Source organism: Lentzea sp. NPDC102401, from assembly GCF_044765805.1.
GTDB classification, from domain to species: domain Bacteria; phylum Actinomycetota; class Actinomycetes; order Mycobacteriales; family Pseudonocardiaceae; genus Lentzea; species Lentzea sokolovensis.
This window is the reverse complement of sequence record NZ_JBIWKS010000001.1, coordinates 924345-945769: the sequence shown is the minus strand read 5'-3', so window position 1 is coordinate 945769 and position 21425 is coordinate 924345. Positions and strand designations below refer to the sequence as shown.

At 67.9% G+C, this 21425-nt stretch carries 20 protein-coding genes; 15 read left to right on the top strand and 5 right to left on the bottom strand.

What is annotated here, in order from left to right; genetic code table 11:
* Positions 1-25 precede the first annotated feature (25 nt).
* Positions 26-904 (bottom strand): succinate--CoA ligase subunit alpha, encoded by an 879-nt coding sequence (gene sucD, locus ACIRG5_RS04130; RefSeq protein ID WP_402899831.1) that lies wholly within the window; start codon positions 902-904, stop codon positions 26-28.
* On the bottom strand, positions 904-2004 hold the full coding sequence (gene sucC / locus ACIRG5_RS04125) for an ADP-forming succinate--CoA ligase subunit beta (RefSeq protein WP_402899830.1): 1101 nt from the start codon (positions 2002-2004) through the stop codon (positions 904-906). The genes sucD and sucC overlap by 1 nt, the downstream gene beginning before the upstream one ends.
* Positions 2005-2131: 127 nt before the next feature.
* Here sucC and ACIRG5_RS04120 point away from each other — a divergent pair, with 127 nt between their 5' ends.
* The 6 genes from ACIRG5_RS04120 to ACIRG5_RS04095 all read left to right on the top strand — a co-directional run bounded on the left by ACIRG5_RS04120 (position 2132) and on the right by ACIRG5_RS04095 (position 10381).
* Complete coding sequence (locus ACIRG5_RS04120; protein ID WP_402899827.1) at positions 2132-3817, top strand: thiamine pyrophosphate-binding protein; 1686 nt, start codon at positions 2132-2134, stop codon at positions 3815-3817.
* A gap of 15 nt (positions 3818-3832) precedes the next feature.
* A complete protein-coding gene (frc, locus tag ACIRG5_RS04115; protein ID WP_402899824.1) occupies positions 3833-5074 on the top strand; it encodes a formyl-CoA transferase in 1242 nt (413 codons plus the stop codon).
* A 22-nt stretch (positions 5075-5096) separates the two neighbouring features.
* Positions 5097-7244, top strand: coding sequence for an acetate--CoA ligase family protein (locus ACIRG5_RS04110; RefSeq protein WP_402899821.1), 2148 nt, complete (start codon positions 5097-5099; stop codon positions 7242-7244).
* A 156-nt stretch (positions 7245-7400) separates the two neighbouring features.
* Positions 7401-8894 (top strand): Nramp family divalent metal transporter, encoded by a 1494-nt coding sequence (locus tag ACIRG5_RS04105; protein WP_402899818.1) that lies wholly within the window; start codon positions 7401-7403, stop codon positions 8892-8894.
* A gap of 1 nt (position 8895) precedes the next feature.
* Positions 8896-9336 carry a hypothetical protein gene (locus tag ACIRG5_RS04100; protein ID WP_402899815.1) on the top strand — a complete coding sequence of 147 codons (441 nt, stop codon included), beginning with the start codon at positions 8896-8898 and terminating at the stop codon, positions 9334-9336.
* Positions 9337-9367: 31 nt separating this feature from the next.
* On the top strand, positions 9368-10381 hold the full coding sequence (locus ACIRG5_RS04095) for a TerC family protein (protein ID WP_402900901.1): 1014 nt from the start codon (positions 9368-9370) through the stop codon (positions 10379-10381).
* On the opposite strand, the gene ACIRG5_RS04090 is transcribed toward ACIRG5_RS04095, so the two are convergent.
* Both ACIRG5_RS04090 and ACIRG5_RS04085 read right to left on the bottom strand, forming a co-directional pair.
* Positions 10372-10557, bottom strand: coding sequence for a hypothetical protein (locus ACIRG5_RS04090; protein ID WP_093590387.1), 186 nt, complete (start codon positions 10555-10557; stop codon positions 10372-10374). The two genes, ACIRG5_RS04095 and ACIRG5_RS04090, sit on opposite strands and share 10 nt — an antisense overlap.
* A gap of 266 nt (positions 10558-10823) precedes the next feature.
* Positions 10824-11549 carry a GntR family transcriptional regulator gene (locus ACIRG5_RS04085; RefSeq protein ID WP_402899812.1) on the bottom strand — a complete coding sequence of 242 codons (726 nt, stop codon included), beginning with the start codon at positions 11547-11549 and terminating at the stop codon, positions 10824-10826.
* A gap of 111 nt (positions 11550-11660) precedes the next feature.
* On the opposite strand from ACIRG5_RS04085, the gene ACIRG5_RS04080 reads away from it, so the two are divergent.
* From ACIRG5_RS04080 to ACIRG5_RS04065, 4 genes are all read left to right on the top strand, one after another.
* Positions 11661-12638, top strand: a complete 978-nt coding sequence (locus ACIRG5_RS04080; RefSeq protein WP_402899809.1) for a 2-dehydropantoate 2-reductase — start codon at positions 11661-11663, stop codon at positions 12636-12638.
* Entirely contained in the window at positions 12639-13013 is a 375-nt protein-coding gene (locus ACIRG5_RS04075) for a LysR family transcriptional regulator (protein WP_402899806.1), read from the top strand.
* Positions 12956-13498 (top strand): LysR family transcriptional regulator substrate-binding protein, encoded by a 543-nt coding sequence (locus ACIRG5_RS04070; protein WP_402899803.1) that lies wholly within the window; start codon positions 12956-12958, stop codon positions 13496-13498. Before ACIRG5_RS04075 ends, ACIRG5_RS04070 begins: the two co-directional genes overlap by 58 nt.
* Before the next feature lie 96 nt (positions 13499-13594).
* Positions 13595-14218: a hypothetical protein gene (locus ACIRG5_RS04065; RefSeq protein WP_402899800.1), complete on the top strand. Its 624-nt coding sequence runs from the start codon at positions 13595-13597 to the stop codon at positions 14216-14218.
* A 3-nt stretch (positions 14219-14221) separates the two neighbouring features.
* Here ACIRG5_RS04065 and ACIRG5_RS04060 read toward each other — a convergent pair whose 3' ends face one another.
* The gene (locus tag ACIRG5_RS04060; protein WP_402899797.1) at positions 14222-15100 is read right to left on the bottom strand and encodes an AraC family transcriptional regulator N-terminal domain-containing protein; all 879 of its coding nucleotides are present in this window, start codon (positions 15098-15100) and stop codon (positions 14222-14224) included.
* Between the two features lie 112 nt (positions 15101-15212).
* Here ACIRG5_RS04060 and ACIRG5_RS04055 point away from each other — a divergent pair, with 112 nt between their 5' ends.
* The 5 genes from ACIRG5_RS04055 to ACIRG5_RS04035 all read left to right on the top strand — a co-directional run bounded on the left by ACIRG5_RS04055 (position 15213) and on the right by ACIRG5_RS04035 (position 21422).
* Positions 15213-16262, top strand: a complete 1050-nt coding sequence (locus ACIRG5_RS04055; RefSeq protein ID WP_402899795.1) for an aldo/keto reductase — start codon at positions 15213-15215, stop codon at positions 16260-16262.
* Between the two features lie 14 nt (positions 16263-16276).
* Positions 16277-16708: a hypothetical protein gene (locus ACIRG5_RS04050; protein ID WP_402899792.1), complete on the top strand. Its 432-nt coding sequence runs from the start codon at positions 16277-16279 to the stop codon at positions 16706-16708.
* A gap of 98 nt (positions 16709-16806) precedes the next feature.
* Positions 16807-18732 (top strand): molybdopterin oxidoreductase family protein, encoded by a 1926-nt coding sequence (locus ACIRG5_RS04045; RefSeq protein WP_402899790.1) that lies wholly within the window; start codon positions 16807-16809, stop codon positions 18730-18732.
* Complete coding sequence (locus tag ACIRG5_RS04040) at positions 18733-20502, top strand: NAD(P)H-dependent oxidoreductase subunit E (RefSeq protein ID WP_402899788.1); 1770 nt, start codon at positions 18733-18735, stop codon at positions 20500-20502.
* Entirely contained in the window at positions 20499-21422 is a 924-nt protein-coding gene (locus ACIRG5_RS04035; RefSeq protein WP_402899786.1) for a 2Fe-2S iron-sulfur cluster-binding protein, read from the top strand. Before ACIRG5_RS04040 ends, ACIRG5_RS04035 begins: the two co-directional genes overlap by 4 nt.
* Positions 21423-21425 lie beyond the last annotated feature (3 nt).

Sequence of the window (21425 nt, the reverse complement as noted above, 5' to 3'; positions counted from 1 at the left end):
CTGACGGACCGAGACGGCCGGCGCGTCAGCTGGTGAGTATCGCCCTGGCCAGGGCGGCGGTCTCCGACGGCGTCCTGCCGACCTTGATCCCGACCGCCTCCATGGCCAGCTTCTTGGCCTCCGCCGTGCCCGAGGAACCCGAGACGATGGCGCCCGCGTGACCCATCGTCCTGCCCTCGGGCGCGGTGAAGCCCGCGACGTAGCCGACCACGGGCTTGGACACGTTGTCCCGCACGAACTCCGCCGCCCGTTCCTCCGCGTCGCCGCCGATCTCGCCGATCATCACGATCAGTTCGGTCTCCGGGTCCGCCTCGAACGCCTCGATGGCGTCGATGTGGGTGGTGCCGACGATCGGGTCGCCGCCGATGCCGACGCACGTGGTGAAGCCGAAGTCCTTCAGTTCGTGCATCAGCTGGTACGTCAGCGTTCCGGACTTCGACACCAGGCCGATCGACCCTGGTTTGGTGATGTCGGCGGGGATGATGCCCGCGTTGGACTTGCCGGGGCTGATGATGCCGGGACAGTTCGGGCCGATGATCCGCGTCGGCTTGCCTCGGGCATGAGCCCAGAAGCGTGCCGTGTCGTGGACCGGGACACCCTCGGTGATCACCACTGCCAGGCCGATGCCGGCGTCGATCGCCTCGATCACCGCGTCGCCGGTGAACGCGGGCGGGACGAAGAGCACCGACACGGTCGCGCCGGTCTCCGCCATCGCCTGGGCGACCGTGCCGTACACCGGCAGCTTGACGTCGTCGAAGTCGACGGACGTGCCGGCCTTGCGCGCGTTGACGCCGCCGACGACTTGCGTGCCGGCCGCGAGCATGCGGCGGGTGTGCTTGGCACCCTCCGCTCCCGTCATGCCCTGCACGATCACGCGGCTGTTCTCGTCGAGGAAGATCGCCATCAGGACTCCTTGCCAGCGAGAGCGGCGGCACGGCCCGCCGCGTCGTCCATCGTGTGCGCCACGGTGATCAGCGGGTGTCGTGCCTCGTCGAGGATTCGGTGGCCCGCGTCGGCGTTGTTGCCGTCGAGCCGGACGACCAGCGGTTTGTCGGCGCGGTCGCCGAGCATGCCGAGGGCCTGCACGATTCCGTTGGCCACCGCGTCGCACGCGGTGATGCCGCCGAACACGTTCACGAACACGCTGCGGACCGCGGGGTCCGAGAGGATGACGTCGAGGCCGTCGGCCATCACCTGGGCCGAGGCGCCGCCGCCGATGTCGAGGAAGTTCGCGGGCGCTGCACCGGCCAGCGCCACGACGTCCAATGTGGACATGACGAGTCCCGCGCCGTTGCCGATGACACCGACCGTGCCGTCGAGCTTGACGTAGTTGAGGCCCTTCTCGGCCGCACGCACCTCCAGCGGGTCACCGACAGCGCTGTCCGAAGGTCGAGAGTGCCGGAACGACGCGTTGTCGTCCAGCGTCACTTTCCCGTCCAAAGCGACGATTCGGCCGTCTTTGGTGCGCGCCAACGGGTTCACCTCGACCAGCGTCGCGTCCTCGGACACGAAGACCTTCCACAAAGCGGAAGCGACGGCGTTCACCTCCGCGGCAACTGATGGGGGGAACACCGCAGATGCGTCGAAGGTCGAAGCTGGCATTCGGATGATGGAGTCCGTCATCTCCTCGATCTCCACGCCGCCGGTGGCCGAGGCCATGCCGATGAACGTCCTGTTGGCACGATCGAGGAGGAACGACAGGTAGTACTCCTCGGCGATCTCGCTCGCCTCGGTGACCAGAACCTTGCGCACGGTGTGGCCCTTGATGTCCATCCCCAGGATGGCCGAGGCCGCGCCGAAAGCTTCGTCGGGCGTCGAAGCGAGTTTGATGCCGCCCGCCTTGCCGCGGCCGCCGGTCTTCACCTGAGCCTTCACGACGACAGCGCCGCCGAGCTTCGAGGCGGCCTCGCGCGCGGATTCAGGAGTGTCCGCCACGAAACCGAGCGGAACGGGCACCCCGTACCGCTCGAAGAGGTCCCGCGCCTCGTGTTCGAAAAGATCCACCGTCTACGTCCTCTCGCCGAAAACTTGCGGCCATCTATGGACATCCGGTTGGTAGCGGAGTAACGATATGCCTACCTCATACGGTATGCAATCTACAGTCGAAGCGCCAAAGGGGAGCTGATCGCCGATGACGAGTTCCGCGGAGCCGGAGTCGATTTCTGGAGGCCACCTGGTGGCCAAGGCGCTCAAAGCCGAGGGCGTCGACACCATCTTCACGCTGTGCGGCGGGCACATCATCGACATCTACGACGGCTGCGTGGACGAGGGAATCGCCGTCATCGACGTCCGGCACGAACAGGTCGCGGCACACGCGGCCGACGGGTACGCCCGCATCACCGGCAAGCCCGGTTGCGCCGTCGTCACGGCGGGCCCGGGCACCACCGACGCCGTCACGGGCGTCGCGAACGCGTTCCGCGCGGAGAGCCCCATGCTGCTGATCGGCGGCCAGGGCGCGTTGAGCCAGCACAAGATGGGCTCACTGCAGGACTTACCGCACGTGGACATGATGACGCCGATCACGAAGTTCGCGGCGAACGTCCCGCACACCGCCCGCATCGCGGACATGGTGTCGATGGCGTTCCGCGAGGCCAACGCCGGTGCGCCGGGCCCGTCGTTCCTGGAGATCCCGCGGGACGTCCTGGACGCCAAGGTGCCGCTGAGCACCGCACGGATACCGGAAGCGGGCCACTACCGCGCGTCCACGCGCAGCGTCGGTGACCCGGCGGACATCGAGAAGCTCGCGGACCTGCTGGTGCACGCCAAGAAGCCCGCGATCCTGCTGGGCAGCCAGGTGTGGACGACGCGCGCCACGGACTCCGCGATCGACCTCGTCCGCACCCTCAACATCCCCGCCTACATGAACGGAGCGGGCCGCGGCACCCTGCCTCCCGGCGACCCGCACCACTTCCAGCTGTCGCGCCGCTACGCCTTCGACAACGCCGACGTGATCGTGATCGTCGGAACCCCGTTCGACTTCCGGATGGGCTACGGCCGAAGGCTTTCCGCGAACGCGACGGTCGTCCAGATCGACCTCGACTACCGCACGGTCGGCAAGAACCGCGACGTCGACCTCGGCATCGTCGGTGACGCCGACCTGGTCCTGTCCAGTGTCGCCGCGGCCGCGTCTGGCCGTGAGGACAACGGCGCGATGGGCCGCAAGGTGTGGCTGGAGGAACTGCAGGCGGTCGAGGAGAAGGCCCGGCAGAAGCGCGCGGAGCACCTGCTCTCCGAGGACCTGCCGATCCACCCGTACCGGCTGGTGAGCGAGATCAACGACTTCCTCACCGAGGACTCCATCTACATCGGCGACGGCGGCGACGTCGTCACGTTCTCCGGGCAGGTCGTGCAGCCGAAGTCGCCCGGCCACTGGATGGATCCCGGTCCACTGGGGACGCTCGGCGTCGGCATCCCGTTCGTGCTGGCCGCGAAACTGGCCAGGCCGGAGAAGGAGGTCGTGGCCCTGTTCGGGGACGGCGCGTTCAGCCTCACCGGCTGGGACTTCGAGACGCTGGTCCGCTACGACCTGCCGTTCGTCGGCATCGTCGGCAACAACTCGTCGATGAACCAGATCCGCTACGGCCAGGCGGCCAAGTACGGGCTGGAGCGCGAACGCGTCGGCAACACGCTCGGCGACGTGCGCTACGACCAGTTCGCCAAGATGCTCGGCGGCTACGGCGAGGAAGTGCGCGACCCCAAGGACATCGCGCCGGCGTTGCGGCGGGCCCGCGAGTCCGGCAAGCCCTCGCTGATCAACGTGTGGATCGACCCCGACGTGTACGCGCCCGGAACCATGAACCAGACGATGTACAAGTAGGTGAGCTTGACCAAAATGGATAAAACTCAGACCAAGGCCCTGGAGGGCGTCAAAGTCCTCGACATGACGCACGTGCAGTCCGGACCGTCGTCGACCCAGCTGCTCGCCTGGCTGGGCGCGGACGTCATCAAGCTGGAAACGCCGGGACGGGGCGACATCACCCGCGGCCAGCTGCGCGATCTGCCCGAAGTGGACAGTCTCTACTTCACGATGCTCAATTGCAACAAGCGGAGCATCACCCTCAACATGAAGGTCCCTGAGGGCAAGGAGGTCTTCGAGAAGCTCGTCGGCGACGTCGACGTCCTCGTCGAGAACTTCGGCCCCGGCGTCGTCGAACGGTTCGGCTACCCGTGGGAGAAGCTGCAGGCGCTCAACGACAAGCTCATCTACGCGTCGATCAAGGGCTTCGGGCCCGGCCGCTACGCCGACTTCAAGGCGTACGAGGTGATCGCGCAGGCGATGGGCGGCTCGATGAGCACCACCGGGTTCGAGGAGGGACCGCCGCTCGCCACGGGCGCGCAGATCGGCGACTCGGGCACCGGCATCCACCTGGTGGCCGCGATCCTGGCCGCGCTGTACCAACGGACCAACACCGGACGCGGACAGCGCGTCCAGGTCGCGATGCAGGACGCTGTCCTCAACCTGTGCCGGGTGAAGCTGCGCGACCAGCAGCGGCTCACCCACGGGCCGCTGGGGGAGTACCCGAACGAGCAGTTCGGGGACGAGGTGCCCCGCTCCGGCAACGCATCCGGTGGTGGCCAGCCCGGCTGGGCGGTGCGCTGTGCCCCCGGCGGCCCCAACGACTACATCTACGTGATCATCCAGCCCGTCGGCTGGGCCCCGCTGACCGAGCTGATCGGCAGGCCGGAGCTCGCCGAGGACCCGGCCTGGAACACGCCGGAGGTCCGGCTCTCCAAGCTGGACAAGGCGTTCGCGCTGATCGAGGAGTGGACGGAGAAGCACACCAAGTGGGAGGTGATGGACAAGCTCAACGCCCACAACATCCCGTGCGGACCCATTCTGTCCACGAAGGAGATCATCGAGGACGAGACGCTGGCCGAGCTCGGCACCGTGGTCGAGGTCGAGCACCCCGAACGCGGCTCGTTCAAGACGGTCGGCAACCCGCTCAAGCTCTCCGACAGCACGGTCGAGGTGCAGCGTCCGCCGCTGCTCGGTGAGCACAACGACGAGGTTCTCGGAGCACTCGGGTACAGCGCGGACCGCCTCGCGGGACTGCGCGCCGCCGGCGTCATCTAATCCTTGAGGGAGAAGAAATCTCATGCCGGACAACGGCTACGACCGCGCCGCGGTCGAGAACGTGCTCGCGAAGGTGCGGGCGGAGGGACGGTCGTCGCTCACCGCACCCGAGGGCAAGAGGGTCTGCGACGCCTACGGGATCGCGACCCCGGCCGAAGCGCTGGCGAAGTCGTCGGAAGGTGCCGTCGCGTTCGCCGAGGAGATCGGCTACCCGGTCGTGCTCAAGATCGTCTCACCGGACATCCTGCACAAGACCGAGGCCGGCGGTGTTCTGGTGGGCCTGAAGAACGCGGCCGAGGTCGCCGAGGGCTACCGCACGATCATCCACAACGCCAAGAACTACAAGGCCGATGCCGACGTCACCGGCGTCCAGGTCCAGCAGCAGCTGCCGACCGGGAAAGCGGTCCACGAGGTCATCGTGGGCGCGACCACCGACGAGACGTTCGGCAAGATCGTCGCGTTCGGTCTCGGCGGCATCCTGGTCGAGGTGCTCAAGGACGTCACGTTCCGGCTGGCGCCGACGAGCAACGCCGAGGCCCTCTCCATGGTCAACGGCATCGCGGCGGCGGAGATCCTGCGCGGTGTCCGCGGCGCGGAGGGCGTCGACGCGGACAAGCTCGCCGACCTGATCCACCGCGTGTCGGATCTGGTCACGGACTTCCCGCAGCTCGCCGAGATCGACCTGAACCCCGTGCTGGCAACGCCTTCCGGAGCCACCGCGGTCGACGTGCGCATCCTGGTGGACGAGAACGCCGCCAAACAACCGCACCGGTTCACGCAGGACGAGATCCTCGCCTCGATGAACCGGATCATGAGGCCGAACGCCGTCGCCGTGATCGGTGCCTCGAACGAAGAGGGCAAGATCGGCAACTCGGTGATGAAGAACCTCGTCAACGGCGGCTACCAGGGCGAGATCTACCCGATCAACCCCAAGGCGGACGAGATCCTGGAGCGCAAGGCGTTCGCCGGCATCGCCGACGTACCGGGAGACATCGACGTCGCGGTGTTCGCCATCCCGGCCAAGTTCGTGCCGGCCGCGCTGGAAGAGGTCGGCAGGAAGGGCGTCGGCGGCGCGATCATGATCCCGTCCGGCTTCGGCGAGACGGGCAACATCGAGCTGCAGGACGAGATCGTCGCGATCGCGCGCAAGCACGGCGTCCGCATCCTCGGCCCGAACATCTACGGCTACTACTACACGCCGGAGAACCTCTCAGCGACGTTCTGCACGCCGTACGACGTCAAGGGCGGCGTCGCCCTCACGTCGCAAAGTGGCGGAATCGGCATGGCGATCCTCGGATTCAGCCGTTCCGCGGGCATGGGCGTCTCGTCGATCGTCGGTGTGGGCAACAAGGCCGACATCGACGAGGACGACCTGCTGACGTTCTTCGAGTCCGACCCGAACACGCAACTCGTCGCGATGCACCTGGAGGACCTCAAGGACGGCCGGTCCTTCGCGGAAACGGCGAAACGCGTCTCGGAAAAGAAACCGGTCGTCGTCCTCAAGGCCGGCCGGACCGACCAGGGCGCCAGGGCCGCGAGCTCGCACACCGGCGCACTGGCCGGCAACGACCGGGTCTACGACGACATCCTCAGGCAGAGCGGCGTGATCCGCGCACCCGGCCTGAACGACCTGCTGGAGTACGCGCGCGGAATCCCGCTGCTGGCCACGCCGAAGGGCGAGAACGTCGTCATCATCACCGGCGCGGGCGGCTCGGGCGTGCTCCTCTCGGACGCCTGTGTGGACAACGGTCTCAGCCTCATGAGCATCCCGGACGACCTGGACGCGGCGTTCCGGAAGTTCATCCCGCCGTTCGGCGCGGCGGGCAACCCCGTCGACATCACCGGCGGCGAACCACCTTCGACGTACCGGAACACGATCGCGCTCGGTCTGGCCGACGACCGCATCCACTCGTTGATCCTCGGCTACTGGCACACCATCGTCACGCCACCGATGGTGTTCGCGAAGCTCGTGGTCGACGTCGTGGAGGAGTACCGGGCGAACGGGATCCACAAGCCCGTCGTCGCCTCGCTCGCGGGTGACGTCGAGGTCGAGGAAGCCAGCGAGTACCTGTACCGCAACGGAGTGGTTGCGTATCCGTACACAACGGAGAAGCCTGTCGCGGTACTGGGTGCCAAGTACCGGTGGGCCCGTGCTGCCGGCTTGCTGTAGATGAGTCGTGAGTGGTCGTCGGTCTTGGGAGAGACCGGCGACCACTTTGCGGCAGTGCAAGGAGAGATGGCCCGTCCGCGACCGTGAACACGCCCACGGTCGCGAACCCGCCAGGGAGGTCAACGAAGACAGCCGGTCCTCTGGAGGTTGTTAACCGTGGATGATCCAAATCTGGCCGCTCGAACGGAAACCAGCGCACCACCCGAGAAGGAACGTGTCTGGGCCGCGGGCAAGCTGGAAGCGATGCCCATCAGGAAACTCCCCGACGCACCACCGTCGATCCACCTGCTCGGTCCCACGGTGTTCCTGGTGGCTCTTGGCGTGGGCATGGGCGAGTCCTACATGTGGCCACGCCTGGTGCTGGTCTTCGGACCGGACATCAGGTGGCTCTTCCTGATCGGCGTCACGCTGCAGGCCGTCGTCATGCTCGAGATGGCGCGGTACGCGATGGCGACGGGGGAGAGCATCTTCTTCGGCGCCGCACGTGTGTTCAAACCGATCATGTGGTTCTTCTTCGTGGTCGCGATGCTCGTCTACATCTGGCCAGGCCATCTCTCCGCCGGAGCGGCGGCTCTGGAGAAGATCACCGGCATACCCTGGACGGTGTCGGCGTGTGTCGGACTGATCCTGGTCGGGGTGCTGTTCAGCCTCGCCAAGGTCATCTACAACCTGCTCGAGAACCTGCTGTCCATCCTCATCGGACTGCTCGTCGTCAGCACCTCCGTTGTGGCGGCGATGGTCGGCACGTGGGGCGACCTGACCAGCACCCTGACCGGCATGCTCCAGTTCGGGTACTTCCCGGCCCAGGCCATGTCGCCGGAGTGGTTCCCGATCATCGTCGGCTCGATCGCGTTCGCCGGCCCGTCCGGCATGCAGCAGATGTGGTACACGCTGCACCTGCGCGACAGCGGCGCCGGTATGGGCGCGCACATCCCGAAGGTCCGCGGGCTGCGGCACGCGGGCGAGGAAGAGAAGATGCCGGCCCGCGGCTTCATGTTCGACACCGAGGACAAGGCGGAGCTCGCGAAGTGGAAGGGCTGGCGGCGCTGGGTCACGTTCGACGCGCTGTTGCTCTTCTGGGGCATCACGATGCTCGTCACGGTCTCTTTCACGGTCCTCGCGCAGTCGGCTTCGCGGACCAGCCCGGACGTCAAGGCGCTCATCGAGTCCGGTGAGCGTGAAGCTGCTTTGAACGCGATGTCGGACGCCTTCGCGTCGGCGGGTGGACCGGTGCTCGGCGCGGTGTTCCTCGGGTTCATCGCGTTGATCGGCCTGAACGCCACGCTGGGTCTGTTCGACTCGTTCTCGCGCGGCCAGGCGGACATGACGTACCACTTCGTGAAGGGTGCGAAGAGGTTCGGGATGTCGCACCTCTACGCGGGATTCCTCTGGGGTGTCATCACCTTCGGCATCCTGATCCTGCTGTTCGGACCCGCCGACGGACCGGGAGCGATTCTCGACGTGCTCGCGTTCCTGTCGACGTTCGCCATGGGCGCCTACTGCGTGGTGCTTCTGCTGGTGAACAACCGGATGCTGCCCAAACCCATCCGCCCCAGGCTGGTCACGAACCTGATCATCGGCTTCGGCGCGGTGTTCTACCTGGGCATGCTGTTCTTCAGCCTCATCAAGTTCGGAGTAGTGGTGGGCTGAGATGGCGATCCGCGAAGGCTTTCTCAAAGAGGCGGTGCCCGGCGCGTTCGTCGGTCTCGCAGCGGGGCTCATCGCGGGAGGGCTGGCCGCGCTCGTCGGCCAGCCGCTCGGGTGGGCACTCGTCACGACGGTCGCGCTCGGCCTGCCGCTGGGCGCGTTCGGCGGCGGTTTCGGCCTGCTGGTGGCGGCAGGCCGGCTCCCGGCAGGACGGTTCGCTCCGGTGGCTTTGTATTGGCTGGTCGCGTTTCCCGCGGCTCGGTTGGTGCACGAGATCACCGTGAGCCTTGTGCTCACCGGTCAGGTTCGGCTGCCCTCGGACCTGGCCGGTTTCCTCGCCTACCAAGGGATCGTGAGTTTCGGCTGGGCCATCGGTTTCCTGTGGCTGCACGAACGCATCTCGATGCGTCTGCGGCATCGTTCGGGAGCCACGGCGTCCCGCTGACCTTCCCTTCCGCCGAAGGAGCCCAAGGATGTTGGATCTTCCCGTCTGGGTGTGGATCGCGACCATGGGCGGCATCGCCGCCATCATCGCGTTCGACTTCTACCTGGTGGTGCGCAAGCCGCACGAACCGTCGTTCCGCGAGTCGTTGTACTGGGTGATCTTCTACGTCGGCCTGGCCGTCCTCTTCGGACTCGGCGTCACGGTGTTCGCCGGGCCCGGCCACGGCGGTGAGTTCTTCGCCGGCTGGATCACCGAGTACTCGCTGAGCGTCGACAACCTGTTCGTGTTCGTGATCATCATGGCCCGGTTCGCGGTGCCGCGGGAGTACCGGCAGAAGGTGCTCGTCGTCGGCATCATTCTGGCCCTGTTGCTGCGCGCGGTGTTCATCGCCCTGGGAGCACAGGCGATCGCGCGGTTCGACTGGCTGTTCTACTTCTTCGGCGCTTTCCTGATCTTCACGGCGTGGAAGCTGTTGAAGCAGGACGAGGCCGACGAGGCCGACGTTCCGGAGAACGCCGCCTTGCGTGCGGTGAAGCGGTTCCTGCCGGCGACCACGATCTACCAGGGCGCGGCGTTGACGACGCGCGTCGACGGCAAACGCGTCGTGACGCCGATGCTGATCGTCATGGTCGCGGTCGGCACCACGGACCTGTTGTTCGCCGTCGACTCGATCCCGGCGATCTTCGGGCTCACCAAGGAGCCGTACCTGGTGCTGACCGCCAACGCGTTCGCGTTGATGGGCCTGCGCCAGCTCTTCTTCCTGGTGGGCGGCCTGCTGGATCGCCTGGTGCACCTGAGCAAGGGCCTCGCGGTGGTGCTCGCGTTCATCGGGTTCAAGCTCATCTTCGAGGCGATGCACCACCACGGTGTCTCGTGGGCTCCGGAGATCCCGATCGTGGTGTCTCTCGGGGTCATCCTGGCGACGCTCGCCGTCACGACGGTCTGGAGCCTGCACACCTCACGACGGGCTGCCCGCTCCGCCGTTGAGGACGCCGAGAGTGTGCGGAGGAGCGAAGACGCTCCTGTGAAGGACTCTCAGCCGTGAATCGTGTGGCCTTCGGCGTCCTTGCGGAGCGTCTTGGCCACGGCCGCCTGGGCCTCGGCGTCCTTGCGCTGTTCCGTCAGCGCGGTGGACAGTCCGAGGCCCAGCGCGCGGCCGTCAGCGGAGAAACCCTCACGCGGCTGGGTGAGCGAACGCGCGAAGTTCTTCAAGCGGGACATGGTCTTCCTCCTGACGATGGTGGCTCCCGGTGCGCGCAGGGACCTGACAGGCACTGTGGCACGGGAGGAACAGGGTTGCGGCCGGGATCTTGTCCACCGGATGCCCAGTGCGTGGGTACCCGATGGGAAATCTCTCGCGGGTCTCCGTTGACCCCGCCCCTGTCGCGATTCAGCATACTGCGTTTTGTATGCAATCCGCCGCCATCGTGTCGCGGATCACCCGTGCGGTACCAAATGACCGAATTGGGTGATCTGAGAGTGATGGATCAGTCGCCGTCCGTGGAGCTTTCGGGCGTCTTGCGGTCGTGGTAGGTCTGGCGGGTCTGCTCCGCGTGGTTGTGCATGACCTCGCCGGCCTTCTCGGCGTCGCCGTCGGCGATGGCCGCGACCAGTTCGGCGTGCTCGTTCCAGGAGTCGCGGCTGCGCGGGCGGGCGATCGGGGTGTAGTACCAGCGCACCCGGCGGTCGACCAGGCCGATCATCTCGGACAGGACCTTGTTGCGGCCGATCGACGCGACGGCGGCGTGCAGATCGGCGTTCGCCTTGACCAGGCGCTCGACGTTCGCGCTGGCCAGGGCCTCCTCGCCGGCCTTCTGCAGCTTCCTGAGAAGCTTCACGTCGGACGCGGTCGCGTGCTCGGCGGCGAGTTTGGCGGAGTAGGTCTCCAGCACGCTGCGCACGGCGAGCAGCTGGTCGGCCTCCTCCTCGGTCGGGGTGTGCACGAAGGCGCCCTGGGCGGGACGCAGGTCGACCCAGCCGTCGGTCTGCAGTCGCTGCAGGGCCTCGCGCACCGGCTGCCTGCTCACGCCCAGGTACTCGGCCAGCTCGGCCTCGACCAGGTGCTGGCCGGGGGCGAGGGTGCGGTTGACGATGAGCTCGAGCAGAGCGTCGTACACGGCCTGTCGCAGCGGTGCGGGACGTTCGACCCGGCGGGTCGCGGCGGCACTGAGTGAGCCGCGAGGTGCCCGGCGGCCACTGGGCGGAGAGGTCATGCCGGACAGAATACAGCTTTTGGTATGCAAAAAGCACTTCTGGAGAAATACCCGTGTTGTCCGTATACTGTATGCAATCTTCCTTGGAAGAGTGGCAGAGCGGGGCGTGCTATGAAGATCGCTGTTCTCGGAGCCGGAGCGATCGGTGCCTACGTCGGTGCGGCTTTGCATCGTGCGGGCGTGGAAGTCCATCTGATCGCGCGTGGAGCCCATCTCGCCGCAATGCGCGAGCACGGCGTGCGGGTGCTGAGCCCGCGCGGTGATTTCACCGCGCGTCCACATGCGACCTCCGATCCCGCCGAGGTGGGAGAGGTCGACTACGTTTTCCTCGGTCTGAAGGCGTACTCGTACGCGTCGTCAGGCGATCTGCTGGCACCGCTGATGGGCCACGACACCGCCGTGATCGCGGCGCAGAACGGGATCCCGTGGTGGTACTTCCACGGCATGACCGGGCATCCCCTGGAGGGACAACGGATCGAGGCCGTGGACCCGGGCGGGTCCGTCACCGCCGTGCTGCCCATGGAACGGGCGATCGGCTGCGTCGTCTACTGCTCGACCGAGATCGAGGCGCCGGGCGTGATCCGGCACCTGGAGGGCACGCGGTTCTCGATCGGCGAGCCGGACCGCAGCATCTCCCCGCGCTGTGTCGCGCTCAGCGAGGCGATGATCGCGGGTGGGCTGAAGTGCCCGGTGGAGAAGGACGTCCGCGAGGACATCTGGATCAAGCTCATGGGCAACGTGGCGTTCAATCCCCTGAGCGCGCTGACCCGCGCGACGATGGTGGAGATCTGCGACCACTCGGACAGCCGCGACCTGGTGGCCCAGATGATGGCGGAGACCCTGACCGTCGCGCGGGCCGCGGGCTGCGATCCGCAGATCTCCATCGACAAGCGCATCGACGGCGCCCGCCGCGTCGGGCACCACAAGACGTCGATGCTGCAGGACCTGGAGGCGGGCAAACGGCTGGAGATCGACGCGATCATCGCCGCGGTGGTGGAGATCGCCGAGCTCACCCGCGTGCCGGCGCCGACGTTGCGGCACGTCTACGCGGCGATCGACCTCCTGTCGCGCACGTCGCTGGTGTCGTAGTTGTTGCTGCGTCAGCTGGAGTACCTGGTCGCCTTGGCACGCGAACGTCACTTCGGGCGTGCGGCCGAGGCGTGCCACGTGTCCCAGCCGTCGTTGTCGGCGGCGATCAGCAAACTCGAACGCGAGCTCGGGGTGCCGATCGTGTCCCGCGGCCGCCGGTTCGAGTCGCTGACGCCGGAGGGGGAACGGGTCCTGTTGTGGGCGCACCGCATGCTCGCGGATCGCGACGCGCTGCGGCAGGACCTCTCCCAGCCGCACCCCTTCTCACGGCGCCGTTCTGCGAGCGCTACCCGCACGTCCGGGTCACGCTGGAGTCGTTGTCCTCGCAGGAGATCACACGCGGGATCGAGGAGTTCGAACTCGACATCGCGATGACCTATGTGGACAGTTCGGTGCGCGCGATGCCGTTGTACGAGGAGCGGTACGTCCTGCTGACGCCCGTCGACGAGGAGATCGCCGATCGTCCGGTGGCGCGGTGGGCGGACGTGGCCGCGCTGCCGTTGTGCCTGCTGACCACCAAGATGCGCAACCGGCGGATCCTCGACTCGGTCTTCGCCGATGCCGGGGTGCAGCCGGTGCCGGTGATCGAGGCCGACACCGTGGCGACGTTGTGGGCGCACGTGGCCACGCGGAAGTGGTCGAGCGTCATCGCCCACGCGTGGCTGCAGATGTTCGGCACGCCGGAGGGGATGCGGGTCGTGCGCGTCGAGGATCCGCAGCGGGTGCCGCGGATCGGGCTCGTGGTGGGGGAGCAGGCTTCCATGCTGGCGCGGGCGATGCTGAGGCTCACCCGCGGGCTGGACGTGCGCGGGGAGCTGGACCGGCTGCTGCACAAGCACCTCGACCGCCGGGACCTGTGAGCGATTTGGTTTACTTCCTCCTCGGAGTCCGGTTCCGGGCCCGTGATTTCTGGGGGAAGTCAGTTGAACACGAGGATTTGTGCTGCCGTCTTGGCCGTGGTCGCCCTGACCGCGGGGTGCGCCGGTGAACCCGCTGCCGCGCCGCCACCGTCGACCACGACCACCACGACGACGACCGCGCCGCCGACGCCGGAGCAGTTGAACGAGCGGGCCAAGGCCGCGATGGCCTCGCCCGACGCCTTCGCCGCGACCGGCGGCAAGGTCAAGACGAACGTGCCGGCGACGGACGCCGAGGTCGGTGCGGACGGGCAGGTCGTGAGCATGATCTGCGGGGGCCGCAAGATCATGGTCGACGGCACCTCGGTCACCCGGTCGCGGCTCTGGACCTGGAAGACGACCGTCTTCCAGGAGGTTCACGCGATGGCCGACCGCACGGCGGCCACGCTGGTGAACACCGTGGAGACCGGGCTCACCGCCTGCACCACGGCCCGCAGCGTCGAACAGCTCACGACGCTCGCCAAGCCGGAGGGCGTGGACGACTTCTACGCGTACTGCGAGGCGACGCTCGACCCGACGGTGTCCCCGTTCGCGTGTTACGCGTTGCTGGGTCGCGGCACGCTCATCTCGCAGGTGATCATGTTCGGCCGGAGCAAGGAGGCGGCCGGAGCCGAACTGGCGTCCGTGCTGCCGGTCTTCGTCCCGTCGTTCGTCAAGGCGTGACGGTCACTCCTGGACGACGGACGCGTTCTGCAACCGGAGCGCGTCCTGTCCAGGTGGCGCGCCGAACATCCGCCGGTACTCGCGGCTGAACTGCGACGGGTTGTCGTAACCCACCGAGTGGCCGACCGCGGCCACGTCGTGCGGTGCGGCGATCAGGGCGGCGCGGGCCCGTTGCAGGCGGAACTGCTTCTGGTACTGCAACGGACTCAACGCGGTGACCGCGCGGAAGTGCCGGTTCAGCGTCGGGACGCTGGTGCCGACGTCGGCGGCGAGGTCGTCGATGCGGATCACCCGGTCGTAGCGGGCCTTGATCCACGCGATGGCGCTCGCGACCAGGGCCAGGCGGCTGTCGGCCGTGCCCGCCTGCCGCATCAGCGCGGCCTGCGGGCTGGTGAGCAGCCGCCAGTGGATCTCGCGCCGCACGGACGGGCCGAGCACGCGCAGGTCGCGTGGTTCGTCGAGCAGGCGCAGCAGCCGGGCGAGCGGATCGAGCACCCTGTCGTCGGCGTCGCTGATCGCGATGCCGGGGCCGTCGTGCGGGCGGATGCGCGCAGGGCCGCCCTCGACGAGCAGCTGGGCGATGGTCTCCGGTTCCAGCTTCAGGCCCAGCGCGAGGAACGGGGCGCTGGTGACGTGGCCGGTCAGCGGGAGGTCGACGGTCACGACCGCGATCTGGCCAGGGCCGTGGTCGAAGGTGTGAGCACCGAGAACCGTGCGTTTCGTGCCCTGGGCGACGAGCGTGAGCACCGGTTCGGTGACGGTGCACATGGGCTCGGTCACGCGGTCGGAGGCGAACACGAACACCCCGTCGATCCACAGTGGACGGCCGGGGCCACCGGCGTGCCGGCGGATGCCGCGGCGGATCTCGTCCAGGTGCGTCATGTCTCCCAGTCTTGCACCGCCGTGACCGGATCGGCGCGAGGTTGAGCGGATCGTGCAGCGGACCGAGCCCATCGGTCTAGGCGATCACGCCACCGGGGCCTTGGATCGAGGCATGTCGCTTGATTCCTACATCACCCTCGGCCGCTCAGGCCTGCGCGTCAGCCCGTTCACCCTCGGCACGATGACCTTCGGCGAGGACTGGGGCTGGGGCAGCAGCCCGGAGGAGTCCACGAGGATCCTCGCGTCCTATGTGGAGCGCGGCGGCAACTCGATCGACACCGCCAACATGTACACCGGCGGGCACTCGGAGAAGATCATCGGTGACTTCCTCGCCGGCCGCTCGTCGTTGCGCGAGCGGCTGGTGATCGGCACGAAGTTCTTCTGCAACCTGCACGTCGGCGACCCGAACGGCGGCGGTCCCGGCCGCAAGGCGATCGTGCACCAGCTGGAGGACTCGCTCCGGCGCCTGCGGACCGACCACGTCGACGTCTACTGGCTGCACAACTTCGACCCGGCCACCCCCGTCGAGGAGACCCTGCGGGCGCTCGACGACCAGGTGCGCGCCGGCAAGGTCCGCTACGTCGGCTTCTCCGACATCCCGGCGTGGGCCACGGCCGAGGCCGCGACGCTCGCGCGGTGGTACGGGTGGTCGCCGATCATCGCATTGCAGCTGTGCTACTCGCTGCTGGAGCGCACCTCGGAGGGTGAGCTGATCCCGATGGCGCAGGCCATGGGCATGGGTGTGCTGCCGTGGTCGCCGCTGGCGGGCGGGCTGTTGTCCGGCCGGCACTCCGGTGACCGCGGCCAGTCGCCCAGCGCCGCCGAGCAGGCCGTGATCGACGCCGTCGTCGCCGTGGCCGCCGAGATCGGTGTTCCCGCCGCCCAGGTCGCCCTGGCGTGGCTGCGCGGACGACCGGGCGTGAGCTCGGTGGTGATCGGCGCCCGCCGCGCCGCCCAGTTCGAGACGAACCTCGGGGCGCTGGACGTGACCCTGTCCGGGGCGCAGCGCGCCAGGCTCGACGAGGTGTCGGTGCCGAAGCTGAACTTCCCCGCCGCCAACAACCGTCAGCTCGCGCCGATGCTGCAGTTCGCGGGGGCCGAGGTGGACGGCACGCCGTCCGCGGTGTTCCCGTCGCTGCTTGCGTCGGACGTCAGGTACTGAAGAAGCTGTCCGGCGTGAAGGACGAAGAGGACAGGACCGCGATCCTGGAACACCTGATCCGCACGGAGCTCGGCACGGAGTTCGGTGTCCTCGACGTCGTGGACGCCGGCGAACGGCGCGGGAAGCTCGTCGAGCTCCTGCACCTCTACCTGAGCGACGAGCACGGCCACGCCGACGGCTGGGTGCTGCCCTCGCTGACCGCCGAGGTCGCGGGGACGGACGACCAGGTCTGTGAGCTCTACCAGCTACGGATCTCGCGGGTCGTGGCCCTGGTCGCGCCCGCCATGCCGGGAGACGCGGAACAGCGGAAGCAGCGCGCCTGGACGGTGGTGGCCGCGATCGTCGGCGCGGTCTCCCTCGCCCGCGCGATGCCGGACGGGGCGCACGGCAGAGCGGTCCGCGAGGCGACGCTGAAGTCCGTCGAAGCCATGATCACGCAGCCCTGACAGACCCGCCGCTCACCTCCGCCCCGGTCAAGAAACCCGCAACAGGGGCTAGCGCATACCGAAGATTGCATACAGTATGGGCGGAGGAGGTGCAGACGATGAGCAGGCGGAAGAAGACCGAGCCCTACGTGCGGCTGACCCAGCCACTGGTGCGCGACGCGGGAGTCCTGCGGCCGGCCACCTGGGACGAGGCGCTGGACTCCGCAGCAGAGGGCTTCCGCAGGAACGTGGCCAGCGGTGGTCCGGACGCGTTCGGCATGTTCTCCTGTGCGCGGGCCACCAACGAGATGAACTACATGGCCCAGAAGTTCACGCGTGCGGTGATCGGCACGAACAACGTCGACTCGTGCAACCGCACGTGTCACGCGCCGAGCGTGGCCGGACTGGCCAAGGTGTTCGGCAGCGGTGGCGGAACCTCCTCCTACCAGGAGATCGAGGACGCCGACCTGATCGTGTTGTGGGGCTCGAACGCGCGGGAGGCGCACCCGATCTTCTTCCAGCACGTGTTGAAGGCGGTCAACAAGGGCGCGAAGCTGTACGTGGTCGACCCGCGGCTGACCAGCACCGGCAAGTGGGCCCACGGGTGGTTGCGGCTCAAGGTCGGCACGGACATCCCACTGGCGCACGCCATCGCGCGGGAGATCATCGCGTCGAACCTCACCAACATGTCGTTCGTCGAGCGGGCGACTGAGGGCTTCCAGGAGTTCGTGAAGGCCGTTGAGCCGTGGACGCTTCCGGTCGCCGAACTGGAGACCGGTGTGCCGGCCGAGCTCATCCGCGAGCTCGCACACGCCTACGCCAAGGCGGATCGCGGACAACTGAGCTGGACGCTCGGCATCACCGAGCACCACAACGGCACCGACAACGTGCTGAGCCTCATCAACCTGTCGCTGCTGACCGGTCAGGTCGGGCGGTACGGCGCGGGGCTGAACCCGTTGCGCGGGCAGAACAACGTGCAGGGCGGCGGCGACATGGGCGCCATCCCCGACCGGCTGCCCGGCTTCCAGGACATCACCGATCCCGGTGTCGCCAAGAAGTTCAACGACGCGTGGGGCTCGAACTTCAAGGCCGCCAAGGGCTGGAACCTCACCCAGATGCTGGAGGCGATGGAACGCGGTGACATGACCACCGTGTACATCATCGGCGAGAACCCGGTGCAGTCCGAGGCAGACTGCGAGCACACGGTCAAACGACTGTCCAACTTGGACCACGTGGTGGTGCAGGACATCTTCCTCACCAAGACCGCGCAGCTCGCGCACGTCGTGCTTCCCGCCGCGGCGGCGTGGTGCGAGACCGACGGCACGTTCACGAACAGCGAGCGCCGGGTGCAGCGGGTCAGGAAAGCCCTTGCGCCGCCCGAAGGTGCGCGCGACGACATCGAGATCATGGGTGAGATCGCGACGCGGCTGGGCGCGGACTGGCAGCACAAGACCGGCCAGGACGTGTGGGACGAGCTGCGCGGCCTGTCGCCCATCCACACCGGCATGACCTACGACCGGCTCGAGAAGCTCGGTGGCATCCAGTGGCCGTGCCCTGACGAGGACTCCCTCGAACCCAGCTTCCTGCACGGCAGGCTGTGGGAGGAGGACCCGGTCAAGCGCGGCATGCCCGCCACGTTCTCGCCGGTGCCGCACAGCCCGCCCGTCGACGAGCTGACGGAGGAGTTCCCGTTCCGGCTCACCACCGGACGACGGCTCGACTCCTACAACACCGGGGTGCAGTCGAGCGGCTTCGAGTCGCCGCTGCGGATGGGCGAGACGCTCGACCTGTGCCCGCAGGACGCGCTGATGCTCGGGGTGAAGGCCGGCGAGGAGGTGGCGATCACCAGCAGGCGCGGGCAGATCCAGGCGCCGGTGCGGATCGACGACGGACTGACGCCGGGGCTGGTGTTCATGACGTTCCACTTCCCGGACGAGATCGACGTCAACATCATCACGATCGAGGCGACCTGCCCGATCGCGGGTACGGCGGAGTACAAGGCCGCGGCCATTCGCATCGACAAGCTTCCGGTGAAGGTGGGCTGAGTGGATCTCACACTGCTCGACGTCGAACCGTCCGAGGCCGAACGCGTCGTCGTGGACCTGTTCGCCGGCATGGGCCGCGACCAGCTGCTGCCCGCCCTGCACGCGGTCAACGACCGGGTCGGCTGGATCAGCCAGGGCGCGCTGAACCACATCTGCCGCGTCCTGCACGTTCCACCGGCCGAGGCCTACGGGGTGGCGAGCTTCTACTCGCTGTTCTCGCTGACCGAACGGCCGGCGAAGGTCGTGCACGTCTGCGTCGACCTCGCCTGCCAGGTCAACGGCGCGAAGGCGTTGTGCGACAGGCTGACCGACGAGCTCGGTCCGGCGGGGGCGAAGAGCGGCTGGTTGCGCAGCCCGTGTCTCGGGGTGTGCGAGAAGGCTCCGGCCGCGCTCGCGTTCGAGGCGGGGGAGGTGGCGAAGGAGCAACTCCTGGCGCCCACCCACGCCGGTGAGGTGATCGCGGTGGCGGCCGCCGGTCCCTCCCACGTGGACGGTGGGCGCGCGGAGGTGCCGCAGGCCGGTGCGGCCGGCCTGCGGCTGCTCCAACGGGTCGGTGTCGTCGATCCGGAGTCGCTCGACGACTACCGGGCGGCGGGCGGCTACGCGGCGTTGCGGACGGCTCTCCTCCTGGGCCCGTCCGGGGTGATCCGCGAGGTCACCGACGCCAAGCTGATGGGCCGCGGCGGCGCGGCGTTCCCGACAGGACGCAAGTGGGACGCGACCGCCCGCCAGCCCGTCCGGCCGCACTACCTGGTCTGCAACGCGGACGAGAGCGAGCCCGGCACGTTCAAGGACCGGTTGCTGATGGAGGGCGACCCGTTCGCGGTGATCGAGTCGATGACGATCGCCGGGTTCGCGGCCGGCTGCTCGCGCGGCTACCTGTACCTGCGCGGCGAGTACCCGAGGGCGCTGCACCTGCTGCGCAACGCCATCGCGCGGGCCCGTGAGCGCAACTTCCTCGGCGAGAACATCATGGGCCACGAGGGTTTCTCGTTCGACATCGAGATCCGCCGCGGCGCCGGCGCGTACATCTGCGGCGAGGAGACGGCGATCTTCAACTCCATCGAGGGCTTCCGCGGTGAGCCGCGCTCGAAGCCGCCGTTCCCGGTGGAGTCAGGGCTCTTCGGCAGACCGACGGTGGTCAACAACGTGGAGACGCTGGTCAACGTGCCGGTGATCCTCACAGAGGGATGCGAGGCCTACACCCGCATCGGCACCGAGGCCTCGACGGGCCCGAAGCTCTTCTGCCTGTCGGGCAACGTGAGTCGTCCGGGCGTGTACGAGGTGCCGTTCGGCACCACGCTCGGAGCACTCCTCGACCTGGCGGGTGGCGTGCCGCCAGGCCGGGAGCTGCGAGCGGTACTGCTCGGCGGGGCGGCAGGCGGGTTCGTCCGCCCGGACGAGCTCGACCTGCCGCTCACCATGGAGGACGCGCGCGCCGCCGGGACCACGCTCGGCTCCGGCGTCGTGCTGGTGCTCGACGACACGGCCGACCTGGGCAGCTTCCTGTTGCGCATCGCCGCGTTCTTCCGTGACGAGTCGTGCGGTCAGTGCGTGCCTTGCCGGATCGGGACTGTGCGCCAGGAAGAGGCGATGCACCGGTTGGTCGGGAAGCGCCCACTCAGCACCTCTGCCGCTGATCTCCAGCTGTTGCGGGAAGTCGGGCAGGTCATGCGCGACTCGTCGATCTGCGGTCTGGGCCAGACAGCCTGGAACGCCATCGAATCAGCCCTAGACCGCCTGGGTTACGCCGAGGAGGCAGCATCATGACGATCGTCGAGATCGGGCTTCCGAAGCGGCTGGTCGAGCTGACTTTGGACGGCGAGTCCGTGCGGGTGCCGGAGGGCGCGACGATCCTGGATGCCTGTACGGCCAAGGGAAAGTCGATCCCGACACTCTGCTACGGCGACACCCTGAAGCCCGCAAACGCTTGCCGCGTCTGCATGGTCGAGGTCGAAGGGGCGCGCACTTTGGTGCCGTCGTGCTCGCGCAAGGTCGAGCCGGGCATGGTCGTGCGCACGGACTCCGAACGCACGCAACACAGTCGCAAGCTGGTGCTGGAACTTCTCGGGTCCGCCACGGACCTCTCCACCACGCCGCACGTGGACGAGTGGATGTCCGCGTGCGGCGCCGACCCCTCCCGCTTCGGGCCGCCGGCACCACCGTCGACCGACCGGGACGACCGGCGGGCGGGTGAGCACGAGGAACCCGACGGCCGGACCGCCGCCACTGTGACGCAACCGACCAAAGTGGACAATCCGCTGTACGTCCGCGACTTGGGCAAGTGCATCATGTGTTACAAGTGCGTCGACGCGTGCGGCGACCAGTGGCAGAACACCTTCGCGATCTCGGTGGCAGGCCGTGGCTTCGACTCGCGGATCTCCACGGAGTTCTCCACGCCGTTGCCCGAAAGCGCTTGCGTCTACTGCGGCAACTGCATCGAGGTCTGCCCGACCGGTGCGCTGAGCTTCAAGCGCGAGCACGACAAGCGCGAGGACGGCACCTGGGACGAAGAGGCCCAGACCCAGACGACGACCATCTGCACGTTCTGCGGTGTCGGGTGCAACCTCACCCTGCACGTGCAGGACAACGAGATCGTGAAGGTCACGTCGCCGCACGAAAGCACGGTCACGCACGGAAACCTGTGCATCAAGGGCCGTTTCGGCTGGCAGCACGTGCAAAATCGCTGAGCA